A 15,098-nucleotide genomic window follows, 5' to 3' on the forward strand; every position below is an offset into this window, starting at 1 on the left:
CAACCCCACTATACAAATAAGAATTTTTCTTATTTACTTATTTAAATGCACGAAATTCTTTTGCAACAGACAAAAAAATTCCCGCATTAAGCGGGTTCGGATTGCTCTGGCGAGCCACATCGGCCTTGCGACCGTCCACCTTACTTTTCTTTTCGAAAAGCAGGTTGGCATGGAATTCCCAACTCTTAATGCAGCTGGGATTGTAGCAAAACCGAGCGGTTTTATCAAGTATCCTTCCTCTTTTCAGGCGGCAGAAATACCGACAGCACCAGTGCGGAAAATGCGCCGCAGCTGCCGAAGACAATGCCCGCTTCCAAGTCTCTGAACAGTACCGTCCCAAATAATGCACCGCAGGCCGCGCCGATAAATGCCGCCGCAACACTGCCCATCCAACCTCGTGTTAATTTAGCGATTCGGACAACCCAGCCGCACAGCCCGGCGGGAACCGCGCCCAGCAACCAAGCCAGTAGCAATATTTCCGCGTCCAGCCCACTCCATGCCCCGTCAAACCATACCAAACCGATTAAACCTATAAAAGGCCCTAAAATGAGAAATAATAAAACAATCACCCAGTTTTCCCTTGTTTCTTAAAAATACTTAAATTTAAAGTGATAGAAACGCCCTGCCATTATACTATAATCACACTCTCACAATTGACTGGACATTTACGCCCATGCAAACCCTCGTTATTCTGTTATTCAAATGCTTTGCCGCGCTGCCGATGCCGCTGTTGCACACACTGGGCAACGTTTCGGGCAGTGTGGCATTTTATTTTCTCAAGGAAGACCGGCAGCGCGTGCGCGCCAATATGCGCCAAGCCGGTTTGCAGCCCGATAATAAGATGATTCAAACCGTGTTCCGCGAAACAGCCAAAGGCGGTTTGGAACTGCCCGTGGCTTTTTTCAGACGGCCTGAAGAGATTGAAACGCTGTTCAAACAAATTAACGGCTGGGAACACGTTCAGACGGCCTTGGATAATCAGCAGGGCTTGCTCTTCATCACACCGCACATCGGCAGCTATGATTTGGCCGGCCGCTACATCAGCCAGCAATTGCCTTTTCCGCTGACCGCCATGTACAAACCGCCTAAATTCAAAGCCGTCGATGCCGTCATGCAGGCCGGACGTGTGCGCGGCAAGGGCAAAACCGCGCCGACCAACATCCAAGGCGTAAAGCAGGTTATCAAAGCCCTGCGCGCCGGTGAAGCCACCATCGTATTGCCCGACCATGTACCCGCGCCCGAAGAAGGCGGCGACGGCGTGTGGGTCGATTTCTTCGGCCGTCCGGCTTATACCATGACACTAGCGGGCAAACTCGCCCAAGTCAAAGGCGTGAAAGCGCTGTTTTTCGTCGGCGAACGCCTGCCCGATGGCCAAGGATTTGCGCTGCACATCGAACCTCTGCAAGACGAACTCAACGGCGACAAAGCCCACGATGCACGTATCATCAATCAAAACATGGAGTATTGGATTCAACGTTTCCCAACGCAGTATCTGTTTATGTACAACCGCTACAAACGTCCGGCCGGGGCACCGCAACCGCCGATTGAATAAACCCTATAGAAAATGCCGTCTGAAAATACTTGTTTTCAGACGGCATTTTTTCATCATTCAAAATTACCTCAACTGCCCATAAGCGGTACAAATTTCCTGTGCCGTCTGCTCGGTGCGGCGTTTGTCCATACCGCTTAAACCCATCGCCTCGCTTTGCAATTGCGCCAAATATTGCGCAATTTCATGTTTATCTGCGCCACGCCCAAGCATACCTGTCAGCACATACGCATAGCTTTGATATTCATCGCGGCAATTTTCTTCATCATTGATTTCCAGCGGATCCCACATCCGCCAAAGAATCTCATCCACGACCCGACAGAGTTTTGCGGCATCTGATTTAGGCTGTTTCATCTTTTTAAGCATGCGTTAAGTTTGCCTTACAAAGAAAATTGTATTTTTAAAGGCTGTATTTATTCCGTCAAATCACAAAATCCGCACCCGACAATTCAATATACTGATTCATGTCTTGCGACGGCACTTTAGACGAGCGGCCGATTGGTTTGGCCGGCACGCCGACCACGGTAATCGACGACGGCACATCGGCTACCACGACGCTGCCGGCGCCGATTTTGGCGTTTTCGCCGATGCGGATATTGCCCAAAATCGAAGCGTTCGCGCCTATCATCACGCCGTCTGAAACTTTCGGGTGACGGTCGCCGCATTCTTTGCCCGAGCCGCCCAAGGTCACACCGTGCAGGATGGAAATATTGTTGCCCAAAACGGCGGTTTCACCGGCCACGAAACCGGTGGCATGGTCAAGCATCAGGCCGTGGCCGAAACGTGCGGCAGGGTGGATATCGACGCCGAACACTTCCGACATACGGTTTTGCAGGAAATAAGACAAGGTTTTGCGGCCGTTGTTATACAGCCAATGGTTGATGCGGTGCGCCTGAATGGCGTGGAACCCTTTGAAATAAAGCAGCGGCAGCGAATATTCGTCACAAGCCGGGTCGCGCTCGTAAATGGCCTGCAAATCTTGTTTCATGCTGTCGATAATGCAGCAATCATCGGCAAACGCTTGCAGGCAGATTTCGTTCAACGCGCGCACATCCATAATCGGACTGCCGAGTTTGCTCGATAAATGAAATGCCAACACGGCATCAAGCGAATCGTGGCGCAACACGGTTTGGTGCAGGAAACTGGCCAGCATCGGCTCGGCGTTGGCGGCGGCGGCGGTTTCTTCAAGAATCGCATTCCACAAATCGAAACTGCGGGTATTGAGATGGTCTTTTTTCGGAGGGGCAGATGTGGTTTTTTTCATGATGGTAAAGGCCGTCTGAAACTGATAAAACTGTTATCTTACCGTTTTCATTGAGTTTATCATAGCCGATTAACAGATAAGTTTATAACCAAAAGTTCTCTTAGAGATTTAAAGTTTATTTGGCTTGAAATTTTTTCAGACGGCCTTATATGCGGTTTATTAAACTATTTCCCGTTGAACGAAGGATGTCGGACATGACTGAACAAAACCCAAACACCGAAGAAGAAAAAGTAGAAACTCAAGAAGCGCACGCAGCTGAGGCCGTTGCTGAAACCGAATCCGCTGAAGCCGAAGCAGCGCCTGAGCCGGCCATTGAAGATCTGCAGGCGCGCATTGAAGAATTGGAAGGCCAGCTCAAAGACGAACAATTGCGCGGTTTGGCCAATGAGCAAAACCTGCGTCGCCGTCATCAGGAAGAAATCGCCGCGACCCATAAATTTGCCGGTCAAAAATTCGCCGCTGAAATGCTGCCGGTAAAAGATTATCTGGAAATGGCTTTGCTGGACCAAAGCGGTAATTTCGAAGCCTTGAAAATGGGCGTGCAAATGACCTTGAACGAATTGCAAAAAGCATTCGATGCCACCCAAATCAAAGAAATCAACCCTGCTGTGGGCGACAAACTCGACCCGCACCAACACCAAGCCGTGCAAACCGTGGTGAGCGAGCAAGAGCCCAACACCATCGTCAATGTGATGAAAAAAGGTTATTCATTGTCTGAACGCGTGTTGCGTCCGGCCATGGTTGTGGTGGCAAAAAAAGAAGATTGAAAGCACCGCTTGATGCTGTTTATCAAGCATAAAATTTTCAGACGGCCTTATTCCATACCGGTAAACAATCCGCCGCTTTCGGAAAATCATTCCGAACCATCGGAACAAGATTCGGATAACAAGGCCGTCTGAAAAAACAAACCAACACCCTAAACAGCCTGTGGATAAATAAATCAAGCACTTGAATTAAATCATAAAAAAATTTCATCTCAAGCCTTGAAAAAAAATTGAACACCCTTATCTACAAGCCAACTCAACAACAAGTTCAATAAATTCATTAATCAGTAATTTAATTTTTTACCAGGAGCTATCACACTATGGCAAAAGTAATCGGTATCGACTTAGGTACAACCAACTCTTGCGTGGCCATCTCTGAAAACGGCCAAACAAAAGTCATTGAAAACGCCGAAGGCGCACGTACCACCCCTTCAGTGGCCGCCTACCTCGACGGCAACGAAGTATTGGTCGGCGCACCGGCCAAACGCCAAGCCGTCACCAATGCAAAAAACACCATCTATGCGGCCAAACGCTTAATCGGCCACAAATTTGAAGACAAAGAAGTACAACGCGACATCGAAACCATGCCGTTTGAAATCATCAAATCTGCCAACGGCGACGCATGGGTAAAAGCGCAAGGCAAAGAATTGTCGCCACCGCAAGTTTCGGCCGAAGTATTGCGTAAAATGAAAGAAGCCGCCGAAGCTTATTTGGGCGAAAAAGTAACTGAAGCGGTGATTACCGTTCCGGCTTACTTCAACGACAGCCAACGCCAAGCCACCAAAGATGCCGGCCGCATCGCCGGTTTGGATGTAAAACGCATCATCAATGAGCCGACCGCAGCCGCATTGGCCTTCGGTATGGACAAAGTATCCGGCGGTGACCGCAAAATCGCGGTTTACGACTTGGGCGGCGGTACTTTCGATATCTCGATTATCGAGATTGCCGATGTAGACGGCGACAAACAGTTTGAAGTATTGGCCACCAACGGCGATACCTTCTTGGGCGGCGAAGACTTCGACCAACGCATCATCGACTTTATCATTGACGAGTTCAAAAAAGAACAAGGCATTGATTTGAAAGGTGATCCGATGGCCATGCAGCGTGTGAAAGAAGCTGCCGAAAAAGCCAAAATCGAATTATCGAGCGGCCAGCAAACCGAAATCAACCTGCCTTACATCACCATGGATGCGAGCGGTCCGAAACACTTGGTATTGAAACTGAGCCGCGCCAAATTCGAATCTTTGGTGGAAGACCTTATCAAGCGTTCTATCGAACCTTGCCGCATTGCCTTGAAAGATGCAGGCTTGAGCACAAGCCAAATCGACGACGTAATCTTGGTGGGCGGTCAAACCCGTATGCCTAAAGTGCAGGAAGAAGTGGAAAAATTCTTCGGCAAAGCCCCTCGCAAAGACGTGAACCCTGACGAAGCCGTGGCTGTGGGCGCTGCGATTCAAGGCGAAGTATTGGGCGGCGGCCGCAGCGACGTGTTGCTGCTTGACGTGACTCCGCTGTCTTTGGGTATCGAAACCATGGGTGGCGTGATGACCAAGCTGATTCAGAAAAACACCACCATTCCGACCAAAGCATCACAAACTTTCTCTACCGCCGAAGACAACCAATCGGCCGTAACCATTCATGTGTTGCAAGGCGAACGCGAGCGTGCTTCTGCCAATAAATCACTGGGTCAGTTCAACTTGGGCGACATCGCTCCGGCACCACGCGGTATGCCGCAAATCGAAGTGACTTTCGACATTGACGCCAACGGTATCCTGCACGTTTCCGCCAAAGACAAAGGCACCGGCAAAGCGGCCAACATCACCATTCAAGGTTCTTCGGGCTTGAGCGAAGAAGAAATCGAACGCATGGTGAAAGACGCGGAAGCCAACGCGGAAGAAGATAAAAAACTGACCGAATTGGTCGCTTCACGCAACCAAGCCGAAGCCCTGATTCACTCAGTGAAAAAATCTTTGGCCGACTACGGTGACAAACTGGATGCCGACGAAAAAGCCAAAATCGAAGAAGCTTTGAAAGCCGCTGAAGAAGCTGTGAAAGGCGAAGACAAAGCCGACATCGACGCCAAAGCCGAAGCCTTGGGCGCAGCCAGCCAAAAACTGGGCGAAATGGTTTACGCCCAAGCGCAAGCCGAAGCACAGGCTGGCGAAGGCGCAGCTCAAGACGGTTCGTCTAAGAAAGACGACGATGTCGTTGATGCCGACTTTGAAGAAGTGAAAGACGACAAGAAATAAGGCCGTCTGAAAAAGTGCGAATCTTTACAGATTCGCACTTTAACCGATATGCTATGCCGGACTGTCGGAGCAGGTATCCGGCAATGGCGGAATCCGGTTTTTCAAAACCCTTTGTCAGGACAAACCCTTCTTCCAAATATCCCCTAATTGATTGGAACTTAAGGACATGTTATCCTGCTGCCGTGATATAAAATATAAAACACCGTGTCACCCCATAACCGTAGTAGTAGCAAGGAGTCCGTATGAAAAAAACAACTGCCGCATTGATTTTGTTGCTGGGGTTGGCATCTGTCGCCCAAGCCCATGTGACCGTGAGAAATTTCGCCAATGGTGTGGACAGCATGTCGGGTAAATCCGACCATTTCCGCCTTAACGTGCCGACCAACCGCGGTAAAGCGGTAACCAAGGTAGAGATGCTGGTTCCAAGCGGGGTGAAGATGCTTTTTATCCACCCGATGCCCAACTGGCGCCATACTGTTACGAAAAATACAGATGGGGATATTGAAAAAGTGGTTTACACCGGCCGCATGGAAGCGGGCGAATATACCGCGTTTCCCTTTATTGCAAAAAATCCGGCCACGCCCGACACCGTCGTGAAATATCGGGTATACATTACTTATGATGATGGTGTCGTGGTGCCGTTTGACGGTTCGGAAGCTGCGCGCGGCTACCAGCCCGCCATTTTGTTGAAATAAGGCTGAAACCCTTTTCAAGATTTCCGACTCCCGTTCATTTTCCGGTAATGCAGTTCAGTTTACATCCACAAGGTATTGTTACCGGATTTGATTTAACGGATTCTACCGCCAATAAAAAGGCCGTCTGAAAGTGTGTGCTTTCAAACGGCCTTTATCATCAAAACACCCCGTTCTCAGGCAGGCGGCCGCTTTTTATTTCGGTTGTGCGCCATAATCCGGTTGCAGCAGTGCGCACGGTTGGCGTTCGAAACGGCTGCGGCGGCGCCCGGCGATTCTGCCGCATGCCGCACCGGGATCGTTTCTGTCGGTACGCGTTTTTTCGGCACGATCGCTGCGGGCGTTGCGCTGATACCGTTCACTGCGCGAGCTGCGTTCGTTTCGTCCATCGTCCCGGCTGCGGGTTTCAGACGGCCTGCGTTCGGTTTGGGCGACCTCGTTGCTACCCCACCATCCCGGTTCGAAACCTTCAATGCGCTCCACCGGCAAATCATTGCCGATTAAGGCCTTAATGGCTTCAAACATTTTCTGCTCGGTTTTATCCATCAAGGAAATCGCCACACCGCCGGCACCGGCGCGACCGGTACGGCCGATACGATGCACATAATCTTCCGCCTGCGTCGGCAGCTCGTAATTAATCACAAACGGCAATTCGGCAATATCCAAACCGCGCGCGGCCACATCAGTCGCCACCAACACGCGCAGGCTGCCTTCTTTAAATGCATTCAGCGTTTCCAAACGGGTTTGCTGCGACTTATCACCGTGAATCGACTGTGCCGCAATATTACGGCGCACCAAATCGCGGGTTACTTGATCCACGCTTTGTTTGGTTTTACAGAATACGATGACTTGGTTCATGTTCAAATCAACAATCAAACGCTCCAACAGATTGCGCTTCTGTATGCCGTCCACCGCGATGATGTGCTGCTCGACATTGGCATTTGTGGTGTTTTGCGCAGCCACTTCTACCAATTCAGGCGCATTCATAAAGTCTTGCGCCAATTTGCGAATCGGCGGCGAAAAAGTGGCTGAAAACAGCAAAGTCTGACGCTGCTTGGGCAGCATCTGCATGATTTTGCGGATGTCGTCGATGAAGCCCATATCCAACATGCGGTCGGCTTCATCCAACACCACGATTTCGACTTTGTTCAGATTAATATTTTTCTGCTTCACATGATCAAGCAGGCGGCCGACAGTGGCCACCACAATCTCACAGCCGGCGCGCAGTTCGGCGGTTTGCTTATCCATGTTGACCCCCCCGAACAACACGGTATGGCGCAACGGCAGATTTTTAATATAACCCGTTACATTTTGGTCGATTTGGTCAGCCAATTCGCGCGTCGGCGTCAACACCAGCATGCGCACCGGATGCATGGCCGGCGAAGTACTGGCGGTTGCATAACGTTTCAAACGTTCCAAGCTCGGCAGCATAAAGGCAGCGGTTTTGCCGGTACCGGTTTGCGCGGCGGCCAACAAATCGTGACCTGCCAAAGCTTTTGGAATGGCGGCCGCCTGAATCGGTGTCGGGTTTTCATAGCCTTGCTGGCTTAAGGCAGAAACGATTTCGTTGCCCAAGCCTAAAGTTGCAAATGGATTCATAGACGTATCTTTCTGTTTCAGACGGCCTATCCGTTAGGCTGTCTGAAAAAAGGAATCAGGATAATAGATTGAAACCGCAACGCGAAATGTCTGCGGCTAAAAAATTAGAAGATGAATTATGCCACAAAACACGCCCTGCTCCCACCCGAATCGGCGACAAATCCCAATCAACAGGCTGTCTGAACAAACCGCTCCATCGTTCATATCACAACCAATCGCGATAAGCGGATTCTATCGCAATTATTGCACCGTGTAACCGATTTCGTGCTAAATTACCTTTTTCCTTAACCTACTATTTTTTAAGGAAAATCCCTTACCAAAGGAATTGAGATGAACATGAAAAACATGTTGCCCGCCACTTTGGCCAGCACTGCATTGATGATGCCGGCCATCAGCCACGCCGAGCAAACCAAACGCACCAGCACGGTAAAATCTACTGCTATCGGCGCAGCTGCGGGCGCCGTCGCCGGTGGCATGGTCGGTAAAAACAAAAAAAGGCGCGTTAATCGGCGCAGCAGCAGGCGGTTTGGCCGGTGCGGCGTATTCTTATCACCGCAACCGCGAAGCCGATGTCACCGATTACAGCGACAACGATTATTACAACGGCCGCGGCCGCAACAGCTGCTATGAAGACGATGAAGATGGCGACCGCCGCGGCAGCCGCAATGAACGTGAGCGCCGTTACGAAGATGACGACGATAGCCGCTCTAACCGTCGTCGCGACAGACGCGATGACGACGACTAAGCATTGCCGTTAAGCAGCTTATCATCAATCAGGCCGTCTGAAACAGTGTCAATCTATAGATTACCCTGTTTTCAGACGGCCTTTTTATCAAATCACCAATCTTTGACTCTATCCAAATCATGCTGCGCCAAAGTACCGGCGTGTTCGCGGCGGCTTTGGTATTCACGTCCTTCTCTAATGTGTTCGGACACAAAATCCAAATGTCGGCGTGCAATTTCGGCAGCTTGTTGCGCATCGCCTGCCTTGATGGCTTCATACAAGGCACGGTGATGCGCGATTAAGGTCGGGCGCGGGTTATACTCATGGTCGGCATGAATGATGTCGCTGCGGGTTTGTTCGTAAAGCATTTTCAGCAAACTGGCCGATAAATGGCTGAACAAAATATTGTGTGCGGCATCGGCGATGGTTTGGTGAAAAGAATAATCCGCTTCGGCCTGATGGTCCAGATTGCCTTCATGGCAGGCGGTTTCAAAGTTGGCCAACCAAAACTCAATGCGCTTCAAATCCGTATCGGTGCGACGCATGGCCGCCAATGCCGCCATGCAGCCTTCGATGTGGCAACTGAAATCATACACATCGCGCTCCCAATTGGAGTGCTTGCCCAACAATGCCTGCCAATCAGCCAAAAAATCCTGCTGCGGCTTGGCAGAAACATAATAACCATCCCCCTGCCGCGCTTCCAAAACATTTTTGGCAATCAACACATTTAAAGCCACGCGCACCGATGGGCGAGAAACATTAAATTCTTCAGCCAAACTGCGCTCGGGCGGAATCTTCTGGCCTTCGGGATATTCACCGGCGGCAATGCGCTCTTCCAAAACCGCCAATATTTGGTCGCTGACCTTTTGCGGACGAACTAATTTTGTCATGATTTTTTTCTGTGTATGGCGTGTGCAAATCGGTAAAATTGGTCAAACCAATCTTTAGCCGTGATTTTACTGACGCGGCATTCTTACCGTCAATCTCACTGTTGATTTTTGATTGTATATTGTAGGTTTTAATTTTTACGGCTTGTTTTTCGCCATGATTTTTGAATAATTGCTAGAGAATTTAACAATGCAAGCTGTTGAGCAATGGAGCATTTCATTTTTGTCATTAACGATTATGCTTTTTAAATGATGTAAACTTTACACCGTCAAATGAAACTAAATCCCATCCTTGCCACTCAATGACCTTACAGACTCGATTCTGCAACTACCGAAAACTCCGGTAAACATCAATAAAATATAGGAATATACAATATGAAGACTTTATTTATCTCCGTTGCGACCGCTGTGCTGCTGCTGAGCGCGTGTTCAAGCAATAAAACTGCTGAAGCGCCAAATCCGGCTCCGCAAATCAGCGTGGAAGAAGCCATTGCCCAATGCCAACAAGCTGCCGGTGAAAATGCTGACCGTGCCGCGTTTGATGCCTGCATGAAAGACAAAGGCTTCCAACGAAAAGCCGGTGAACAAGCTCCACAGGCTCCGGCTGATGCACCTGCTTCTGCTGCACAATAAGCAGCATTAAATCAAGCTAACGGCTTTTTTACTCCCTGGAAATGCCGTTAAGAGCAACTTGAAAACAAAGGCCGTCTGAACAGGTTTGGCAGAAATCGATGATTTCGCTGCCTTATTTATTCAGACGGCCTTTGATCATTTAGCGTTTACAGTGCGCGGTCAAAATATAAATCCACGCCACCCGCTTCGCTCATGCGCATCAGGTAATCCATCACATTTTGCGGCCATTCGATGCCGCGTGTCACGGTTAGGTTGCGTAAAATCGGGAACAGCAGAATATCCTCCATTGCCGCTTCACCGTTTACGCCTGCGCCTTCGTTACTGATTAAGCCGTCGAGCGCCGGCAAATCGGTATTGATCCGCTCTAAGTATTGCGCGGTTTTGTTGAAATTGGTGTCAAAATTACCGATATTCTGCTCTTTTTTATCAACGAAATATTTCACGGCTTCCGGCGTGGCAAACTCCGGCAGGCCGATTTTCACCGTGCGCGGCTGCACCAGTTTATTGTTGTATTCGCCGACTTTGTCCAACCAAGCCTGCAATTCGGGACGGATGTCTTCTTTCAGACGGCCTTGACCGGCCTGCTCATCCACATAGCGCACGATATCCAAGCTCTCGCCCATAAACGAGCCGTCTTCTTTCTGCAAAATCGGCACTTGTTTGGCACCAATCATGCCGATGGGGGTAGCTTCGTCGTCATTCATCAGATTTTCCGTTTCCAACGGCAAGCCGCGCAAACCAAAAATCATACGCGCACGCACACAAAACGGACAATGATCGTAAATATAAAGTTTCATCATAAGGCTCCAAAAATAAACACGGTTACCTTATCACTTCAGGCCGTCTGAAACAAGCATTCGTCTTTTCAGACGGCCTGCTTCGGCCGGAAGTTTAGTATATCAATAGCACCAATATAGCTATTATTAACATCCGCCAATCCTGTTACAATGACGTTTCCGTAACCGAATTTTCCACTACGCCATGAACGGAATCTCCATCACCAGCAACATCGCGCCCAATCTCGAACAATACCGCGATTGGTTTGCGCCCTATTTGGCCAAACAATCAGAACGCGATGCCCAAATGCTTCAGACGGCCTTAAATCTGGCCGAGCAATACTATCCGCACGATGCCTTAACCGTCAGCGGCGAACCTGTGTTGAGCAATCTGATGGGGGCGGCGAAGATGGTGAACGAAATGGATTTGCTCGCCGATGCCGTTGCCGCCGCCATTTTGGCCGATATTTCCAGCTATTGCGGCCATTGGCAGGAAACCGTCACCGAGCAATGCAACGCCACCGTGTGCGAGCTGATCAAAGGCATTGACGAAGTACAAAAGCTCACCCAGTTTGCCAAGGTCGACAGCTTGGCCACACCGGAAGAGCGTGCGCAACAGGCTGAAACCATGCGCAAAATGCTGCTGGCGATGGTCACCGATATCCGCGTGGTGCTGATTAAGCTCGCCATGCGTACGCGCACCATGCAATACATCGGTTCGCAGGAAGATTCACCGGAAAAACGCGCATTAGCCAAAGAAACCTTGGATATTTTTGCCCCCTTAGCCAACCGCTTGGGCGTGTGGCAACTCAAATGGCAATTGGAAGATTTGGGCTTCCGCCACCAAGAGCCGGAAAAATACCGCGAAATCGCGCAGCTTTTAGACGAAAAGCGCACCGAGCGGCTGGAATACATTGAAAATTTCCTGAATATTTTGAGTGGCGAACTCACCAAATACAACGTGCATTTCGAAGTGGCCGGCCGCCCGAAACACATCTATTCCATTTACAAAAAAATGGTCAAGAAAAAGCTCAGTTTCGACGGGCTTTACGACATCCGCGCCGTGCGGATTTTGGTCGATACCGTGCCTGAGTGTTACACCACGCTGGGGATTGTCCACAGCTTGTGGCAGCCGGTTCCGGGCGAGTTTGACGACTACATCGCCAATCCGAAAGGCAACGGCTACAAGAGTTTGCACACCGTCATCGTCGGCCCTGAAGACAAGGGCGTGGAAGTGCAAATCCGCACCTTCGACATGCACCAATTCAACGAATTCGGTGTTGCCGCCCACTGGCGCTATAAAGAAGGCGGCAAAGGCGATTCGGCTTACGAACAAAAAATCGCCTGGCTGCGCCAATTGCTCGACTGGCGCGAAAACATGGCCGAAAGCGGCAAGGAAGACTTGGCTTCCGCCTTCAAAACCGAATTGTTCCAAGACACCATTTATGTGTTGACGCCGCACGGCAAAGTGTTGTCGCTGCCTGCCGGCGCCACCCCTATCGACTTTGCCTATGCCCTGCACAGCAGCATCGGCGACCGTTGCCGCGGCGCCAAAGTCGACGGCCAAATCGTGCCGCTTTCCACCGCTCTGGAAAACGGCCAACGCGTGGAAATCATCACCGCCAAAGAAGGCAACCCGTCGGTCAACTGGCTGTATGAAGGCTGGGTGAAATCAAGCAAAGCCATCAGCAAAATCCGCTCGTTTATCCGCCAGCAAAACGCCGATGCAATTAAAGAAGACGGCCGCGCCCAGCTCGACAAGCAGCTGGTGAAAATCAATCCGAAGCCGAATCTGCAGGATTTATCGGAAAAACTCGGCTTCAAAAAGCTCGACGATTTATACACCGCCATCGGTCAGGATGAAATCTCGCCGCGCGCGATTCAAAAGGCCTGTGGCACGCTGAACGAACCGCCGCCGCTGCCGGTAGATGAAACCACCATCGTCAAACAATCGAAAATCAAAAAAGGCGGTAAAAACGGCGTGCTTATCGACGGCGAAGACGGCCTGCTCACCACGCTGGCCAAGTGCTGCAAACCAGCCCCGCCCGACGACATCATCGGCTTTGTTACCCGCGAGCGCGGCATTTCAGTGCACCGCAAAACCTGCCCGTCCTTCCAACATCTGGCCGAACAAGCGCCGGATAAAGTATTGAACGCGGGCTGGGCGGCCTTGCAGGAAGGCCAAGTCTTTGCCGTGGACATAGAAATCCGCGCGCAAGACCGCGGCGGCCTGTTGCGTGATGTGTCCGATGCCTTGGCGCGCCACAAACTCAACGTCACCGCCGTGCAAACGCAAAGCCGCGACTTGGAAGCCAGTATGCGCTTTACGCTGGAAGTCCGCCAAGTCAACGACTTACCGCGCGTGTTGGCCGGCCTGACCGATGTCAAAGGCGTATTGAGTGTAACACGTTTGTAAAACCCAACAGGCCGTCTGAAAGATTATCTTTCAGACGGCCTGAGGTTTTTGCAAAACTCCTTCAGAATCTGGCACACACAAACCCGCCGTCATTCCCGCGCAGGCGGGAATCCATCTTAAAATTCTAAGAAACCTATTTTATTCAATAGCTTGCTATGCTGAAAAATGGATTCCCGCCTGCGCGGGAATGACGGCGGGTTTGTTTACGCTGACTTTCGAAAGAGTTTTGCAACGATCTCTTATAGAAGCACAGAAAGCTCAAACATTTTATTCGGCCTTACATTCTTCAGGAAATATCCACCATGCGTTTAACCGACATCCACCGCTACCCCGTCAAATCCATGGGCGGCAATGCGCTGACCGAATCCGACATCACGCCGCAAGGCCTGCCGCTTGACCGTGAATGGCTCGTCACCGCACCCGACGGCAATATGCTCACCGCACGCAAGCACCCGGCCATGCTGCTGTGGCAAACCGAAGCCGATTCAGACGGCCTCATGCTTACCGCGCCTGATGGCAGCCGCCAAACGGTTTCGGTGCAGGATATGAATCAGCAAAGCGACGTCACGGTATGGAAAGACCGCTTTACCGCATTCACCACCGACCATGCCGCCAATGCTTGGTTGAGCAAACAAATCGGCACCGAAGCGCGCTTGCATTGGTTGGGCGAACAAAGCCGCCGCCTCTTGGCGCATTCGCAAACGCCGCTTTCTTTTGCCGATGGTGCGCCTTATCTGCTAACCCATACGGCTTCCTTGGCAGAATTGAATACTTATCTTGACGAACCGGTAGAAATGGCGCGTTTCCGCCCGAATTTCACGGTCGATGGCGGCAAGACGTTTGAAGAAGAACAATGGCATCGCATCCGCATCGGCGAAGTGGAATTCGAGCATTTCAAACCCTGCGTCCGCTGCGTAATGACCACGGTGGATTTAATCTCAGGCCGCCGCCACCCTCAGCAAGAGCCACTTTCTACCCTTGCCATTGCCCGCAAAGCGATTTTCGGCATTAACCTGGTCGCACTCAACCAAGGCCGCGTGCATATTGGGGATGATGTGGAAGTGTTATCGTGGCTGTAAGCACATCAATGCGACAGAGGCCGTCTGAAATGCGTTCAGACGGCCTCTGCTTTGATATAAATGGTTTGTTTCCTTTTGTTGCACTTACAGCTTCGCAGACTTATCCGCCTGCTTTTTCACCCGGAAAAACAAAAACGCTGCAATCACACAAACCGACAATTAAGGTGATTAACGATAAAATGCCCACAGGCGATTTAAAGAGTTCCGCAAAAACTTCCATTTTTTCATTCCTTCTTAGTTGGGGAGTGTTGCAAACCATTATAGCCCGACTATGCCATCTAGCTTTGACAAATGTCAAACTTACTGATTTAAAAAAGTTTATGCAAAAACAATACACAATCATCGCATACAAAAAGGCCGTCTGAAATATCATCTTTCAGACGGCCTTTTTCATATAATCGTTTAAAATAAAAATAATACGGGGTTGCCGGCTCCCTTATGTACTATGTACATAAGGGAGCCGCCT

At 50.3% G+C, this 15,098-nt stretch carries 16 protein-coding genes and 1 riboswitch; of the genes, 9 read left to right on the forward strand and 7 right to left on the reverse strand.

Annotated features, from left to right (window positions below; translation table 11 throughout):
• Nucleotides 1-86: 86 nt before the first annotated feature.
• Nucleotides 87-197, reverse strand: a riboswitch (SAM-I-IV-variant riboswitch).
• A 27-nt stretch (nucleotides 198-224) separates the two neighbouring features.
• Entirely contained in the window at nucleotides 225-569 is a 345-nt protein-coding gene (locus tag ACFPVS_RS04995) for a hypothetical protein (protein ID WP_096295904.1), read from the reverse strand.
• A 104-nt stretch (nucleotides 570-673) separates the two neighbouring features.
• Here ACFPVS_RS04995 and ACFPVS_RS05000 point away from each other — a divergent pair, with 104 nt between their 5' ends.
• On the forward strand, nucleotides 674-1,552 hold the full coding sequence (locus tag ACFPVS_RS05000) for a lysophospholipid acyltransferase family protein (RefSeq protein ID WP_096295905.1): 879 nt from the start codon (nucleotides 674-676) through the stop codon (nucleotides 1,550-1,552).
• A 63-nt stretch (nucleotides 1,553-1,615) separates the two neighbouring features.
• Here ACFPVS_RS05000 and ACFPVS_RS05005 read toward each other — a convergent pair whose 3' ends face one another.
• Together ACFPVS_RS05005 and cysE are read right to left on the reverse strand one after the other, a co-directional pair.
• On the reverse strand, nucleotides 1,616-1,915 hold the full coding sequence (locus ACFPVS_RS05005; protein ID WP_123803529.1) for a hypothetical protein: 300 nt from the start codon (nucleotides 1,913-1,915) through the stop codon (nucleotides 1,616-1,618).
• 55 nt (nucleotides 1,916-1,970) lie between these two features.
• Nucleotides 1,971-2,813 (reverse strand): serine O-acetyltransferase, encoded by an 843-nt coding sequence (cysE, locus tag ACFPVS_RS05010; RefSeq protein WP_096295907.1) that lies wholly within the window; start codon nucleotides 2,811-2,813, stop codon nucleotides 1,971-1,973.
• A gap of 185 nt (nucleotides 2,814-2,998) precedes the next feature.
• Here cysE and grpE point away from each other — a divergent pair, with 185 nt between their 5' ends.
• The 3 genes from grpE (at nucleotide 2,999) to ACFPVS_RS05025 (ending at nucleotide 6,521) form a co-directional block, all read left to right on the forward strand.
• Entirely contained in the window at nucleotides 2,999-3,580 is a 582-nt protein-coding gene (gene grpE, locus ACFPVS_RS05015) for a nucleotide exchange factor GrpE (protein WP_096295908.1), read from the forward strand.
• Nucleotides 3,581-3,897: 317 nt separating this feature from the next.
• Nucleotides 3,898-5,826 carry a molecular chaperone DnaK gene (dnaK, locus tag ACFPVS_RS05020; RefSeq protein ID WP_096295909.1) on the forward strand — a complete coding sequence of 643 codons (1,929 nt, stop codon included), beginning with the start codon at nucleotides 3,898-3,900 and terminating at the stop codon, nucleotides 5,824-5,826.
• 242 nt (nucleotides 5,827-6,068) lie between these two features.
• Nucleotides 6,069-6,521 (forward strand): DUF1775 domain-containing protein, encoded by a 453-nt coding sequence (locus ACFPVS_RS05025; protein WP_123803531.1) that lies wholly within the window; start codon nucleotides 6,069-6,071, stop codon nucleotides 6,519-6,521.
• Nucleotides 6,522-6,713: 192 nt separating this feature from the next.
• On the opposite strand, the gene ACFPVS_RS05030 is transcribed toward ACFPVS_RS05025, so the two are convergent.
• Both ACFPVS_RS05030 and ACFPVS_RS05035 read right to left on the reverse strand, forming a co-directional pair.
• Nucleotides 6,714-8,117: a DEAD/DEAH box helicase gene (locus tag ACFPVS_RS05030; protein WP_123803532.1), complete on the reverse strand. Its 1,404-nt coding sequence runs from the start codon at nucleotides 8,115-8,117 to the stop codon at nucleotides 6,714-6,716.
• Nucleotides 8,118-8,416: 299 nt separating this feature from the next.
• Nucleotides 8,417-8,593, reverse strand: coding sequence for a hypothetical protein (locus tag ACFPVS_RS05035; RefSeq protein WP_378595463.1), 177 nt, complete (start codon nucleotides 8,591-8,593; stop codon nucleotides 8,417-8,419).
• On the opposite strand from ACFPVS_RS05035, the gene ACFPVS_RS05040 reads away from it, so the two are divergent.
• A complete protein-coding gene (locus tag ACFPVS_RS05040) occupies nucleotides 8,587-8,862 on the forward strand; it encodes a hypothetical protein (RefSeq protein ID WP_096295910.1) in 276 nt (91 codons plus the stop codon). The two genes, ACFPVS_RS05035 and ACFPVS_RS05040, sit on opposite strands and share 7 nt — an antisense overlap.
• Nucleotides 8,863-8,954: 92 nt before the next feature.
• Here ACFPVS_RS05040 and ACFPVS_RS05045 read toward each other — a convergent pair whose 3' ends face one another.
• On the reverse strand, nucleotides 8,955-9,731 hold the full coding sequence (locus tag ACFPVS_RS05045; RefSeq protein ID WP_096295911.1) for a FadR/GntR family transcriptional regulator: 777 nt from the start codon (nucleotides 9,729-9,731) through the stop codon (nucleotides 8,955-8,957).
• A 372-nt stretch (nucleotides 9,732-10,103) separates the two neighbouring features.
• On the opposite strand from ACFPVS_RS05045, the gene ACFPVS_RS05050 reads away from it, so the two are divergent.
• Entirely contained in the window at nucleotides 10,104-10,361 is a 258-nt protein-coding gene (locus tag ACFPVS_RS05050; RefSeq protein ID WP_096295912.1) for a hypothetical protein, read from the forward strand.
• A 146-nt stretch (nucleotides 10,362-10,507) separates the two neighbouring features.
• Here ACFPVS_RS05050 and ACFPVS_RS05055 read toward each other — a convergent pair whose 3' ends face one another.
• Nucleotides 10,508-11,158, reverse strand: a complete 651-nt coding sequence (locus ACFPVS_RS05055; protein WP_096295913.1) for a GrxB family glutaredoxin — start codon at nucleotides 11,156-11,158, stop codon at nucleotides 10,508-10,510.
• A 184-nt stretch (nucleotides 11,159-11,342) separates the two neighbouring features.
• On the opposite strand from ACFPVS_RS05055, the gene ACFPVS_RS05060 reads away from it, so the two are divergent.
• The 3 genes from ACFPVS_RS05060 (at nucleotide 11,343) to ACFPVS_RS05070 (ending at nucleotide 14,997) form a co-directional block, all read left to right on the forward strand.
• Nucleotides 11,343-13,553, forward strand: coding sequence for a RelA/SpoT family protein (locus ACFPVS_RS05060; RefSeq protein WP_378595464.1), 2,211 nt, complete (start codon nucleotides 11,343-11,345; stop codon nucleotides 13,551-13,553).
• A gap of 302 nt (nucleotides 13,554-13,855) precedes the next feature.
• Nucleotides 13,856-14,632: an MOSC domain-containing protein gene (locus ACFPVS_RS05065; protein WP_096295914.1), complete on the forward strand. Its 777-nt coding sequence runs from the start codon at nucleotides 13,856-13,858 to the stop codon at nucleotides 14,630-14,632.
• A 29-nt stretch (nucleotides 14,633-14,661) separates the two neighbouring features.
• Nucleotides 14,662-14,997, forward strand: a complete 336-nt coding sequence (locus tag ACFPVS_RS05070; RefSeq protein WP_123803536.1) for a hypothetical protein — start codon at nucleotides 14,662-14,664, stop codon at nucleotides 14,995-14,997.
• Nucleotides 14,998-15,098 lie beyond the last annotated feature (101 nt).

The sequence above is a fragment of the Neisseria weixii genome, assembly GCF_042658245.1.
Classification (GTDB): Bacteria; Pseudomonadota; Gammaproteobacteria; order Burkholderiales; family Neisseriaceae; genus Neisseria; species Neisseria weixii.